Origin of the sequence: Chthoniobacter flavus Ellin428 (assembly GCF_000173075.1) — a bacterium.
In the GTDB taxonomy this organism is placed as follows: domain Bacteria; phylum Verrucomicrobiota; class Verrucomicrobiia; order Chthoniobacterales; family Chthoniobacteraceae; genus Chthoniobacter; species Chthoniobacter flavus.
In genome coordinates, this window is record NZ_ABVL01000010.1 from 66396 (window position 1) to 79473 (window position 13078).

Consider the following 13078-nt stretch of genomic DNA (forward strand, 5'->3'; position numbering starts at 1 on the left):
CGTATTGACGAAGTGATGCGTGGTCAAGGTTTCAGGACTTTTAGCGATTTGCTTAACTGGTCAATTCAACTGACCAGTAACCCCGGCTTCCCTCCGCACGCACGCTCCGCCAGATTCCCGCCCATGCGATCCCTCCTTTGCTGCCTGCTGGCTGCGCTTTCCCTCTCCACGGTTTCTGCCGCCGAACCTTTTCTCGAGAAAAGCGACCTCTTCACCGCGGGCGATGGCGGTTACAAGCTCTTCCACATTCCCGGTATCGTCGTCACGGCCAAGGGAACTGTGCTTGCTTGGTGCGAGGCGCGGAAGAAGGGCGGCGATTGGGACCAGATCGAAATCGTCCTCAAACGCTCGACGGACGAGGGCAAGACGTGGAGCGATTTCAAGAGCATCGCCAACGTGCCGGGTCCAAAAACGAAGAACCCCGCTTCGCTGAAGGTGAAAGGCGTCGACCCGAACGACGTGACCTACAACAACCCCGTGCTCATCGCCGATCGCGACGGCACGGTGCACATGCTCTTCTGCCTCGAATACATGCGCTGCTTCTACCAGCGCAGCACCGATGACGGCCAGACCTGGAGCACACCGGTGGAGATCACAAGCGCTTTTGAAGGCTTCCGTCCCGCCTACGCGTGGAAAGTGCTGGCGACCGGCCCGGATCACGGCATCCAGCTCCGCAACGGCCGGCTTGTCGTGCCCGTGTGGCTTTCTCTGGCCACGGGCAACAACGGGCACCATCCCTCGGTGACCGCGACGATCTACAGCGACGACCAGGGCAAGACCTGGCACCACGGCGAGATCGCCGTGCCCAACACGGAAGAATGGATCAACCCCAACGAGACCATCGCGATCGAGCTCGCCGACGGCAGTGTGATGCTCAATGTGCGCAGCGAATCGAAGGCCCACCGGCGGCTGGCCACGATCAGCAAGGACGGCGCGACCAATTGGAGCACACCGAAGTTCGACGACGCGTTGCTCGAGCCGATCTGCATGGCCAGCATGGTGCGCTATTCGCTGGCCAGGAACGGCGGCAAGAATCGCATCCTCTTTTGCAATCCCGACAATGTCTCGCGCGAGGATGGAAAAGGAGTCGCCGGCCGGTTTCGCGACCGCAAAAATCTGACCGTGCAACTCAGCTACGACGAGGGCAAGACGTGGCCGGTGAAACGCGCCGTCGAGCCCGGGGCGAGCATGTATAGCGATATCGCCGTGGCCAAGGACGGGACGATCCTGTGTCTCTACGACCGCGGGACCAAGGTGGGTTTCGCCGGCGAATACATCACGCTCGCCCGCTTCAATCTCGAGTGGCTCACCGAAGGCAAGGAAAGCGCGAAGTAGACCCCCTGACCACTGTTTCCCATGCCCCCGCTGCTTCAGAAATGGCCGGCCCTCTGCTTGGCGATGTGGACGGTCGGCTTACTGCCTGCGTCGGCTAAAGGAGCGGATGGATTCGCCATTCGTGTCGAGGCGCCGGGGCCGGACAAGCCCGCGGACGAAGCTTTGCAAAAGGCGATCGACGCTGCGGCTGAGCGAGGTGGCGGCGTGGTCGAGCTCGGAGCCGGTGAATTCAAGCTTACCCGCCATGCGGGCGATGAGACGATCATCGTGAAGAGCGGGGTGACCCTGCGCGGCCAGGGCTACGCGACGCACCTTTATCTCGATCCGAAGACGCCACCGAATCCGCTGCGCTATTACCCGGTGCGGATCGGCAGCGAATCGACGCCGGCCAGCAACGTGGTCATCGAGGATCTACGCTACACGGGGAATAACGCGAAGATCGGCGGCGGCTCGATCATGGGATTCAATGCCCGCCTGGGCGCGCCCGAGGCACTGCTCCTTTCGTGCGACAATATCACCGTGCGGAATTGCTGGATCTATGATGCCCAGCAGGCGGCGGGTTGCACCAAGCCCGGTGGCACCGGTTACACCCAGCCGGCGCGATTGGCCACGCAGTTCAAGAACTGGCGCGTGTATGGCAACACCATCGATACCTGCGGGAACAAGGCGGTCGAACTGGATGAATGCAACGGCGGTCTGATCGCCGACAATGATATCGACAATACGCAGGATGGTCCCCAGGTCATCTTCGGCAGCCGGAATGTGGAGATCCGCGGCAACCATGTGCGGTTCACCTACACGGGCATCAATATCACCGATGGCTCGAACCACATCCGTGTGATCGGCAATGACGTGGAGCCGGTATCCACGATCAAGAAGAGCAACGGCGGCGCCTGCCTCTTTTTCCGCACCGAGCCGCAGCCGCATGTCTCGGAAATTTACGATGTCGTGGTGACGGGTAATATCTTCCGCGATCAACTCACCACGCAGAAGAGCACGCTGAAATTCAACACGCGCGTCGAGTCCAAGGGCTGCACCTATCACGGGATCACCATCACCGGAAATGTCTTCGACGGCGACGTGCAGTTCGTCGATCGGCTCACCCCGGCGATGACAACGATCCGGGACATCGTTTTCGCGGACAACATTTGCGAAGGCACGATCGTCTCGGCTCCGGCGCAGACCATGGCGTCGAGCAATGTGCTGATTCGCGGCTGCATTTTGCGCAAACCCGGCGAGCATGTGCTCCAGGCGAGCGGATGGATTTGGAACGGCAATAGCTTCCCCGTCGGCACGCTGACCATCGCGGCGGACGCACAGGGCAACGTGGTGCACGACAATGTGACTGCGGAGCCGATTCATGACGCGGGCACGGCGACGAATCTAGCTGGCAATGTGGTGCACGCTCCTGCTTCCTCACCCCATGAACACTAACTGGACACGGCGGAATTTTTTGCAAACAGGCGGTCTTGGCGCCGCCGCTTTCCTGGCGCGGTCAGCCCACGCCGAAGACATTCAGAAAACAAAATCCGGGGCGGTCCACAGTGCCATCGATATCGGCGAACGCCGGCAGCTTTTCATCGATGACGCGCTGATTGATTCCGACCGGACGCAAGGTGTTGCCCGCCAATTGAACGGGCCCCAGCGGATTCAGCGGGTGCTCACGCCCACGCAACCGTGGGAGGCGCTGGGTTTTGTCTTTTACTGCGGCGTGATCGACGATAACGGCACGGCGAAGCTCTATCACCACAGCTACGATGCGGAGAAAAAGAAGCACAGCATGCTGGCCACGAGCATGGATGGGCTGAATTGGGAGCGGCCGAAGCTGGGACTGAAAGCCTACGAGGGCGGCAAGGAGAACAATTTGCTGCCGATGACTTCCGTGGAAGCCACGGTGTTTCTTGATCCCCATTCACCGCCCGAGAAGCGCTACCGGATGGTCTACACGCGCGGCTTTCCCGACCCGGCGAAAGCGGGTGTGTGCGTGGCTTCGTCGAGCGACGGCCTGCGCTGGAATGAAGCCGCGGAACGTTCGCTGCCCTTCATCCCCGATAGCCAGCCGAGCGCGTTTTGGGATGAGCGCCTTGGGAAATACGTCATCTATCTGCGGGCGTGGAACCCCATCCGGACCGTGGCGCGCGTGGCGGTCGACGACCTCGAGACGGCGTGGCCCTACGACGCCTCGGTGCCACCGTTCCATGTGTGGGGCAAGGACAAGATCCCGACGCTGAGCCGCGAATTGCCGACGGTGATCGCCTACGACGAAAAGGATCAGCCGTATTTGCAGCCCTACACCAGCGAGGCGATGCCGTATCCCGGTACGCCGGATGTCTATTTTGCCTTCCCGGCGGATTTCCAAAACTACAAGGCCCCGGAATGGAAATCACGCGCGCTCACGGGCAACGACGGCACCTTCGACATCGGTTTCGCCACGAGCCGCGACGGGGTGACGTGGAATCGCTGGCGGCAGCCCTACATCCCGACCGGCCTTTACGGCGATCTCGACCTGCGGCTCGTGAGCATGGGCTTTGGCATGGTGCGCCGCGGGCCGTGGTTGCATCAGTATTTCGTCGGCTGGCCTTACACGCACGGTCGGCCGGAAGTGTGGGAGCGCGATCCCTCCACGCGGGCGGCCTGGTATGGCAAAAACCTCGGCGGCATCTACTGCGCCACCCAGCGAGTCGATGGCTTCCTCTCGATGGACGCGCCGAACGCGGGCGGGATGCTCACCACGAAGCCGCTGAACTTCAAAGGAGACCGCTTGCGCTTGAACATTCACACCACCGGCGGCGGCAGTGCGCGAGTGGCGTTGCTCGATGCACAAGGGAAAGCGTTTCCGGGATTCAATGCGGACGAGTGCGAAGTCATTCAGGACGACGACGTCGATTTCGAAGTGCGCTGGAAGAACGGCCCCGACGTTAGCTCGCTGGCGGGACAAGCGGTGAGCGTGCAGGTGACCATGCGCAACGCGAAGCTCTACGCCCTGCAATTTTCCCGCAGTAACGCGGCGTGATCGATCCATGAAACAACTCCTCACTCTCCTCCTCGGTATCGCGGTTTTTCAGTCGGCCGCCTTTGCCGGACCGGATGAATACACCGGTGACGTCAAAGACGTGCGTGTGGTGCGCAGCAGGGAACAGCATCCCGGGGCGTCGTTGCTCTGGGAGCCGTATATCGCACAGTGGAAACCGAAGCACCTCGTGGTGGCTTATGGTGCGGGCATTCCTGGGAAGACCGACATGGGAGATATCTATGCCAGCGTCTCGACGAACGATGGCGATACCTGGAGCGAGCCGGCTTTCATCTTCGACCACAACCAGCGCTTCGGTTCGCTGCAGTTCGGCTACGCCAATCCGGTCCTGTTCAAGCCGCCGGGGCAGGATGTGCTGTGGTGCTTTGCCATGCGATGCTCGATGAACTATCAGCACAGCGAGGACTCGCAACTCGTGGGAGCATTCAGCGCGGATGGCGGGCGCTCGTGGACGCCGGTGGAACTGGCGATGCATTACACCGGCCCGCTGATCATCGTCGCCGGTATCCAGCAGATCATGGAAAATGGGCAGCCGCGGTATCTGTTACCCGCGCATCGCAACACGCGCCGCAACGATCCGCTGGGCTCGCGCGATCAATTCATGCTCAGCAGCACCAGCCTGCTCGAGTGGCGACTGGCGGGACATATTCCCCAGCCGGAAAGCGGGCCGGTCTTTTTGCACGAGGGGAATCTCGCGCCCGGCGATGCGCCGGGAGAATTGAAGCTCGTGATGCGCACGGCGACGGCCGGATGAAAAAGCGGCGCTGAATCCGCCCCGCGCCTTTTCCAGTGTAAGCCAGGACGGTGGCCGGACGTGGACCCCGGCGCGCCAGGAGCCGGATCTCTGGAATGCGCGCTCGAAAGGCTTCTATGGCCAAAGCACGAATGGCACACACCTCTACGTCTACAATGACGGCCCGGCGATGCCGGCTCCCGGCGGCCGCATGGCGCTGCGCTACAAGCTTCAACCGACACCGGGTGGCGCGTGGGGCGCGGAGAAAACCTTTTACGATTCCGGGACGCATAACTCGTATCCGACGCTGATCGAGATCGCGCCCGGCGATTTCCGCGCGGTGTGGGACAGCGGGACCAGGGATCGCTCGCGGACGAATATCCGCTTCGGGAAGTTCCACCTTTCGCCGGAGAGCAAGTAAGTATGCCGATGAAAAGACCATTCCCAGAGCGATTGCGCAGCGGGGAGAACGTCTTCGGCACATTGATCGTGTCGCCATCGCCGATGTGGCCGCGGGCGCTGGAAGGCAGCGGGCTGGATTTCGTTTTCATCGACACCGAGCACATTGCCCTCGACCGCGCGCAGGTGAGCTGGATGTGCCAGACCTACGCGCGTATGGGGTTGGCGCCGATCGTGCGAATTCCGTCGCCCGATCCCTTCGAGGCCACGAAGATGCTCGATGGCGGAGCCGCCGGCATCGTCGCGCCCTATGTGGAGACAGCGGAGCAGGCCCAGGCGTTGCGCGGTGCGGTGAAGTTGCGGCCGATCAAGGGACGCCGATTGGAAGACCGTTTGGCCGGAACTCCATTCGAACCGGAGTTGGAGGAGTATGTCCGTGGACGGAGTGCCCAGGCGCTCATCCTCAATATCGAAAGCGTGCCGGCGATGGAGGCGCTCGATGAGATTCTCGCAGTGCCGGATCTGGATGCGGTGCTCATCGGGCCACACGATCTTTCCTGCAGTCTCGGTCTTCCCGAGCAATACACGCATCCTCGTTTTCGCGAAGCGGTGCGGACGATTTTTCGCAAGGCGCGTGGTGCGGGAATCGGCGCGGGCATTCACTTCTGGGGCGATCTGGAGCTGGAGGCGGATTTCGTGCGCGACGGGGCGAACATGCTCATCCACAGCGCCGATATTTCGCTGTTTCAAAAGCATCTGCGGCTCGAACTCGACGCGCTCCAACGCGCCTTGGGGGCGAAACCCGCGGACGAAAGCGGTTCCGAACGGATCACCATTTGATCGTGATGAGTCGATCATTCGCCTTCATTTTCTTCGCGGCAGTCGCCTTCGTATCCGGTGCTTTGGCCAAGGATGCACCTGCGGTCATCGACGCGGATGTGTGCGTCTATGGCGGCACATCAGGCGGAGTGATGGCCGCGGTGCAAGTCGCACGGATGGGCAAGCGTGCGGTGATCGCTGAGCCGGGACGACATCTCGGCGGAATGACTTCGGGTGGATTGAGCGCGGTGGACGTCGGCGACCCGCGCACGGTCGGCGGGCTGGCGCGGGAGTATTTTGCCCGGCTTGTCGGCAGCTACGGAAAGACGCTGGCGTGGGACAAGCCATTTACCAGTAAAGGCGGCGGACCGGCGACGGGCGGTGCGTATTCCATCGAACCGCATGTGGCGGAGCAGGTCTTCAATGACCTGGCGCTTGAGGCCCATGTCGCGGTGCATCTCCAGGCGCGGCTGGCCTCAGTGAAGAAAGACGGGACGCGTATTCGGGAATTGGTCATGGAAGATGGCACCGTCTTCCACGCCACCGTGTTCATCGACGCGACTTATGAAGGTGATCTGATGGCGAAGGCGGGAGTGACTTACACGCTGCGGCGCGAAGGAAATGCGAAATATGGCGAGACTTACAACGGCATTTACTACGCGCCGAATTTTGCGCCACGGACGGACCACGCGAAGCCGCGCGCGAATGGCCGCACCCCCAGCGGGCAGGGTGTCTGGGATCGCGATCTGCCGCTCGATCCGTATGTCGTGAAAGGCGATTCGCAGAGCGGATTGCTGCCTTTGATCAGCGCGGGAGACCCTGGCACTCCGGGCGAGCCGGCCCCGGGTGTGCAGGCCTATTGCTATCGTCTTTGCCTGACCGCCGCGCCGGATCGTCTGCCGATTGCGCCGCCGCCGGACTACGACCCGAAGCGCTATGAGATCGTCGCGCGCTTCATCGAAGGCTGCGAGGCGATCGGTGACGACATGGACCTGCGGTGGTTCTCGAAGCACGACCCGTTGCCCCACGACAAATGGGATTTCAATACCGCGACCTTCGGCGGCAATTTGCCGGGCGCGAATTGGGATTGGCCGGAAGCGTCTTATACCCAGCGCGAACAGATCGCGAAGGAGCACGAAAACTATCATCGCGGCCTGCTCCACTTTCTCGCCACCGATCCGCGGGTGCCGGAAAAGGTGCGCGAAGAGATGCAGCGCTTCGGTTTGCCGCGGGATGAATTCGTCGACAACGGAGGCTGGCCGCACCAGCTCTACATCCGCGAGGCCCGCCGCATGGTGAGCGATCTCGTCATGACCGAGCATCACACCTTCGGCAAGGAGATCGCGCCTAAATCGGTCGGCCTGGGTTCCTATGGCACCGACACACACGAGGTGCGGCGCATTGTGAAGGATGGCGTGGTGACCCGCGAAGGAAAGACGGCCGGAGGCCGCGGGGGAGCGCCGCCTTATCCGATCGGCTATGACGCAATCGTTCCGCGGGCCAGCGAATGCGAAAATCTGTTCGTCACCTTCGCCCTTTCGGCGAGCCACACGGCTTTCAGCAGTATCCGCATGGAGCCCGTCTTCATGGTCACGAGCCAATCCGCCGCGACGGCGGCCTGCCTGGCCATCGATGCCCGGACGCCAGTCCAGCAGGTGGATTACTCCGCCCTGCGCGCCCGGCTGGAAAAGGATGGGCAGATTCTCGAATGGCCTCCCTCTCAACGATGAAACGACTACGAACCAGCGTGGCACATGGGTGGATCGCGATCTCCGAGCGCGATGGGTACCATTCGCGCGTAGCGCCTTACTTTTCCACCGATGGACGCCTCCGGCGTGTGGGCTTTTCCCATGCCGCTCGGAGATCGGCATCCACCCACTCTCCGTTCACGTTTCTCGCTCTTCCAAAATGAACCCATCCCGACCCACTCACTCCGAAATTCTGCAACTCAAGCGTTGGAACACGCCGACCATTTACAATGGTTGGGAGCAGATCACGAAACATGACGCCAGCGCGGTCGGCTTCAATCTCGAAGAGACGCGTGATTTTATGCCGCAGATGGGACCGATGGTGGGCTATGCGATCACGGTGATGGTCGAGCCGAGCAAGGCCGAGCATCCGGAAAGGAATCCCAACGCCTGGAGCGAGTATCGGGAATATGTGGCCAGCGTGCCAGGGCCGAAGATCGTCGTCGTGCAGGATATCGACAGGCCACGGACCATCGGTGCCTTTTGGGGAGAGGTGAACAGCAACATTCATCGCGCGCTGGGCTGCGTGGGAACGATCATCGATGGAGCGATCCGCGATTTGGATGAAATGACCAATGCGGGGTTCAAGGCCCTCGCGCGGCGGATGTGCGTGGGCCACGCTTTCTCCTGCCCGATCCGGTGGAACTGCGAAGTCGAGGTTTTCGGTCGCAAGGTTCAGCCAGGCCAACTCATTCATGCCGACAAACATGGCTTCCTCGCGGTTCCGCCGGAGGATGAGTCGCGTTTGCTCGAGGCGGCGCGCTTCATGGATACCAATGAATGCGAAACGCTGATTCCCGCCGCGCGGGATGTTGCCGGTAAATCGTCCGCCGAGGTGCTGGCGGCGATCAACGCAGCGGGGCGGAAGTTTGGCGAGAACGCGCGGGCCAAATTCGGTCGGAAAGGGGAGTGGTGAACGCATGTGGTCTGCCCTGCGTTTGGCGATTCGCGCTGCAATCGGTCTCCTGATGGTTACTCATTTGCCGGCTCAACAGATGGAGTGGGATCAACTGCCGCCGATCCCTGATCACGAAGGTTTCGCCGGCCCTTTTGCCGGGGTGAGCGGAGGTGCGCTCATCGTCGCTGGCGGCGCGAATATCCAGGGCGATAAATGGAAGGAACCATTCGTGAAGAAATGGTACGACTCCATTTTCGTGCTCGATGATCCGAAAGCGAATTGGCGCAAGGCGGGCAAGCTGCCGCGTCCACTGGGCTATGGCGTTTCCATCAGCACGGACGATGGCCTGATCTGCCTCGGAGGCAGCGATTCGAAGCGGCATTACGCGAGCGCCTTTCTGCTGCACATGAAGGGTGGTGCGCTGCAGCGCAAAACCCTGCCCAGCCTGCCGATGCCCTGCGCCAATGCCTGCGGAGCCTTGGTAGGGCGGACGATCTATCTCGCCGGCGGGATCGAGACGCCGCAGGACACGACCGCGCTGCACAAATTCTGGGCGCTCGATCTTGATGCACAGGAACCGATCTGGCGCGAACTCGACCCGTGGCCAGGGCCCGAGCGGATGCTCGCGGTGGCGGGGGCGCTCGATGGCGCCTTCTATTTGTTCAGTGGGACCAAGTTGGCCGCCGATGCCGATGGCAAGCCGGTACGCGAGTATTTGCGCGATGCTTATCGCTACACTTCGGAGCAAGGCTGGAAGCGGCTCTCCGATCTTCCTCGCGCCGCGGTCGCGGCGCCTTCGCCGGTCCCGACGATTGGAACGAAACTGCTGGTCATCACGGGTGACGATGGGCTGAACGTGACGTTCCAACCGGTGGAAAAGCATCCGGGTTTTCCGCGCAACGCGTTGAGCTACGATTCTTCGACCGATACGTGGACGGTACTCGACACGGTGCCGATTTCTCGCGCGACGGTGCCGACCGTGCTGTGGCACGACCGGGTGGTATTTCTCAATGGCGAAGCGCGCCCGCGAGTGCGGACACCGGAGGTATGGTCGCTGCGGCTCCACTAGTGAAAAAGGAACCGACGTGCGGAATCTTGCTTCTTCACCAACCGTGCCGCGATCGCTCGGCGCTGTCGAAATCGGCAAGCCGCTCCTCGAGGCTCAGCCGAATGTGTTCGCCCAGCAATTGCATGGCTTCTCCCCGTTGACCTTTCGCCACGGCGTCGAGAATCCGCCGATGGAAGTGATACACCTCGGAAACCAACGCGAGGGTGTGGTGCTCGCGAGGGAGGGCAAACACGCGCAGAAGAAGACTGGTGGAATCGAGGATTTTCAGCATCCGCTGATTGCCGGCGGCCTGGAGCAGAAGCGTGTGAAAATGGAGATCCGCAGTGACGAATCGTTTCAAATCGTTGCCTTCCAAAGCGGGTGTCCCGGATTTTTTCAGGTCGGCGACGATAGTGCGCAATTCCTCGACGAGGCCATTGAGCGGTTCGAGCATTCGGGCGCTGAGGCGTTGCCCGGCGACTTTGCCGATGGCGTGAACTTCGAGGGCCTCGCGCAATTCGTAGAGATCGATGATGTCCTGCCGGGTGGGTTCCGCGACGATGGCGCCACGGCTGGTCTTTTGCAGCATGCCTTCGGCGATGAGCTGGCCGAGGGCTTCGCGGATGGGTGTGCGGCTGATGCCGAGCTCGGTAGCGAGCGCGATTTCGGAGAGCGAAGCGCCTGCCGGGAAAGCGCCGTTGCCGATTTTCGTCAGGATGTGCTGGCGGGCCAGAGCGAGAGCGCCGCGATTGCGGGGAAGAGGGCGTGGAGAGCGGGAGGTCGTCTTCAACATTTCAATTGCATACAACAGTATGCGAACGTATGCAACGAAAGATGAACTGCTGCCTTTTTCCCCCAGTCGATTCCCAGTGAGCTCCTCCACTCGCAAAGCCTGGCTCGTCGTCGCCCTTCTCTGGCCGGTCGCCATGCTGAACTATCTCGACCGCCAAATGCTCGCCACCATGCATCTCTCGATGCAGAAGGATATCGTCGAACTGCAGAGCAACGAGGTTTACGGAACGCTCATGGGTGTATTCCTGTGGGTGTATGCCTTCTGCAGTCCGCTCGGTGGCTTTGTGGCGGATCGGATGAATCGGAAATGGCTCATCGTGGGCAGCCTCGGTGTGTGGTCCAGCGTGACCCTGCTCATGGGCACAGCGCATGATCTGACTACGCTGCTCTGGCTGCGTCGGGCGATGGGCGTCAGTGAGGCGCTCTACATCCCTGCCGGGTTGTCTCTCATCGCGGACTACCATCACGGCGCCACCCGCTCGCTGGCCATCGGAATCCACATGAGCGGCATCTATGTGGGGCAAGCCTTAGGCGGTGTCGGTGGATGGATCGCGCAAGAAATCTCCTGGCGCACAGCGTTTGCGAGTTGCGGGTGTGTAGGGGTAGCTTACGGGATCGTCCTTGCGTTCTTTCTCCGCGAAAAGGAGGACCGTGGCGCCGTGACCACTTCGCCGGAACTGCGCGCAGACGGCGGAGGACCGTCGGTGGCATGGGTAGGTTACATCATCCTGATCCTTTGCTTTGCGCTGCCGAGTCTTCCCGGCTGGGCGGTGAAGAACTGGCTGCCCACGCTGCTGCAGGAACGCTTTTTCCTCGATGAAAAGAGCTCCGGGTTGTGGGCGACGATCAGCCATTCCGGAGCGGCCTTTCTCGGTGTGGTTGTGGGCGGACGGCTCTCGGATTACTTGTTCAAGCGTAGCGTCTACGGTCGCACGTGGGTCAGCGCTTCCGGACTTTTCCTCAAGTCGGTGGTCATCATCGGCCTCGGCCTGGCGCCGGGTTTTGGATTCGTGATCGTGTGCTCCGCTCTCTACGGATTCGGCTTCGGTCTCTTCGATGCGAACAGCATGCCCATTCTCTGCCAGGTGGCGCCGCCTCGCTTCCGGGCGACGGGCTATGGCTTGATGAATTTCTTCGGCACGGCTGCCGGGGCGCTGATCACGCCGTATCTCGGCAAGCTCAAGGACAACGGGACTCCGTTTGCCGTGAGTTTCGCTTATTGCGCCATTCCGGCCCTGCTGGCCGCGATCCTCATGATTCTGCTCCGCCCGCGAGACCGCGATCGCGGAGTTGCCGCCTGATATTTTCCTATGTCGAACTTCACCGCACCGCTCACCGGGCTGATCTCCGCCCCTTTCACCGCATTTCACAACGATGGCAGCTTGAATCTGCAAGCAGTCGAAAAACAAGTGGCCTCGCTGGTGGCCAACGGTGTCTCCGGCGCCTTTGTCTGCGGAACCACAGGAGAAGGGATCTCGATGACCGTGGAGGAACGCATGCGGGTGGCGGAGCGCTGGCAGCAAGTCGCGGAAGGGAAACTGCAGGTCGTCGTGCACGTGGGGCACACCTCACTGGGAGATGCGCGAGCGCTGGCCGCTCACACGCAAAAGATCGGCGCTCAAGGCACATCCACGCTGGCGCCTTATTTCTTCAAGCCGGGGAACGCTGAGGACCTTGCGATGTTCTGTGCCGAGGTGGCGTCGGCGGCGCCCGCGCTGCCGTTTTATTATTACCAGATTCCTTCGATGACGGGCGTGAATATCCCGGCCGCCGATTTCCTGCGGGCCGCCGCGCCGCGCATTCCGAATCTCGCCGGGGTGAAGTTCACGTTCGAAAACCTCATGGATTTCTCGGAATGCGTGCGCTTGGAGGGCGGTCGCTACAATATCGTCTTCGGCCGCGACGAAATCCTGGTGGCGGGTCTTAGCCTCGGGGCACGCGGAGCCATCGGCAGCACCTACAATTTCATCGCTCCCATCTTTCACGAAATCATCGCAGCATTTGAAAAAGGCGACCTCGCCCTGGCGCGAGAGAGGCAGGCGGCGGCCAATGCGATCATCCAGATTTTCATTCGCTACGGTGGTCCGCCCGCGGGGAAAGTGATGATGAAAATGATCGGCGTCGATTGTGGTCCGGTGCGGCTGCCGCTCCGGGAGTTGAGCCCAAAACGCGAAGAGCAAATGCGCGCCGAACTCGAGGCCGCCGGCTTCTTCCAGATGTGTTCGCGCGGCTGAGCGCGACGAGTGGCTTGCGTGAATGGCGAAGAGTGGGTCTG

12 protein-coding genes are annotated in these 13078 nt (G+C 61.5%); 11 read left to right on the forward strand and 1 reads right to left on the reverse strand.

The features are described from left to right. Positions 1-123 precede the first annotated feature (123 nt). The 9 genes from CFE428DRAFT_RS16960 (at position 124) to CFE428DRAFT_RS17000 (ending at position 10032) form a co-directional block, all read left to right on the forward strand. Positions 124-1335 carry a sialidase family protein gene (locus CFE428DRAFT_RS16960; protein ID WP_006980831.1) on the forward strand — a complete coding sequence of 404 codons (1212 nt, stop codon included), beginning with the start codon at positions 124-126 and terminating at the stop codon, positions 1333-1335. A gap of 21 nt (positions 1336-1356) precedes the next feature. Then, complete coding sequence (locus CFE428DRAFT_RS16965) at positions 1357-2769, forward strand: right-handed parallel beta-helix repeat-containing protein (RefSeq protein ID WP_006980832.1); 1413 nt, start codon at positions 1357-1359, stop codon at positions 2767-2769. Beyond that, a complete protein-coding gene (locus tag CFE428DRAFT_RS16970; protein WP_006980833.1) occupies positions 2759-4348 on the forward strand; it encodes a glycoside hydrolase family protein in 1590 nt (529 codons plus the stop codon). Before CFE428DRAFT_RS16965 ends, CFE428DRAFT_RS16970 begins: the two co-directional genes overlap by 11 nt. A gap of 7 nt (positions 4349-4355) precedes the next feature. Next, a complete protein-coding gene (locus tag CFE428DRAFT_RS16975; protein ID WP_006980834.1) occupies positions 4356-5120 on the forward strand; it encodes a sialidase family protein in 765 nt (254 codons plus the stop codon). 169 nt (positions 5121-5289) lie between these two features. Beyond that, the gene (locus CFE428DRAFT_RS38270) at positions 5290-5520 is read left to right on the forward strand and encodes a hypothetical protein (protein ID WP_006980835.1); all 231 of its coding nucleotides are present in this window, start codon (positions 5290-5292) and stop codon (positions 5518-5520) included. Between the two features lie 2 nt (positions 5521-5522). Continuing rightward, entirely contained in the window at positions 5523-6338 is an 816-nt protein-coding gene (locus CFE428DRAFT_RS16985) for an HpcH/HpaI aldolase family protein (RefSeq protein ID WP_006980836.1), read from the forward strand. A 5-nt stretch (positions 6339-6343) separates the two neighbouring features. Next, on the forward strand, positions 6344-8047 hold the full coding sequence (locus CFE428DRAFT_RS16990) for an FAD-dependent oxidoreductase (RefSeq protein WP_006980837.1): 1704 nt from the start codon (positions 6344-6346) through the stop codon (positions 8045-8047). A 178-nt stretch (positions 8048-8225) separates the two neighbouring features. Further along, positions 8226-8981, forward strand: a complete 756-nt coding sequence (locus CFE428DRAFT_RS16995; protein WP_006980838.1) for an RraA family protein — start codon at positions 8226-8228, stop codon at positions 8979-8981. Positions 8982-9033: 52 nt separating this feature from the next. After that, complete coding sequence (locus CFE428DRAFT_RS17000; protein WP_042725229.1) at positions 9034-10032, forward strand: galactose oxidase; 999 nt, start codon at positions 9034-9036, stop codon at positions 10030-10032. Positions 10033-10066: 34 nt separating this feature from the next. Here CFE428DRAFT_RS17000 and CFE428DRAFT_RS37465 read toward each other — a convergent pair whose 3' ends face one another. Further along, positions 10067-10804: a GntR family transcriptional regulator gene (locus CFE428DRAFT_RS37465; protein WP_006980840.1), complete on the reverse strand. Its 738-nt coding sequence runs from the start codon at positions 10802-10804 to the stop codon at positions 10067-10069. Between the two features lie 76 nt (positions 10805-10880). Here CFE428DRAFT_RS37465 and CFE428DRAFT_RS17010 point away from each other — a divergent pair, with 76 nt between their 5' ends. Further along, positions 10881-12104, forward strand: a complete 1224-nt coding sequence (locus tag CFE428DRAFT_RS17010) for an MFS transporter (RefSeq protein ID WP_202797452.1) — start codon at positions 10881-10883, stop codon at positions 12102-12104. Positions 12105-12113: 9 nt separating this feature from the next. Beyond that, on the forward strand, positions 12114-13037 hold the full coding sequence (locus CFE428DRAFT_RS17015) for a dihydrodipicolinate synthase family protein (RefSeq protein WP_006980842.1): 924 nt from the start codon (positions 12114-12116) through the stop codon (positions 13035-13037). Positions 13038-13078: the final 41 nt, after the last annotated feature.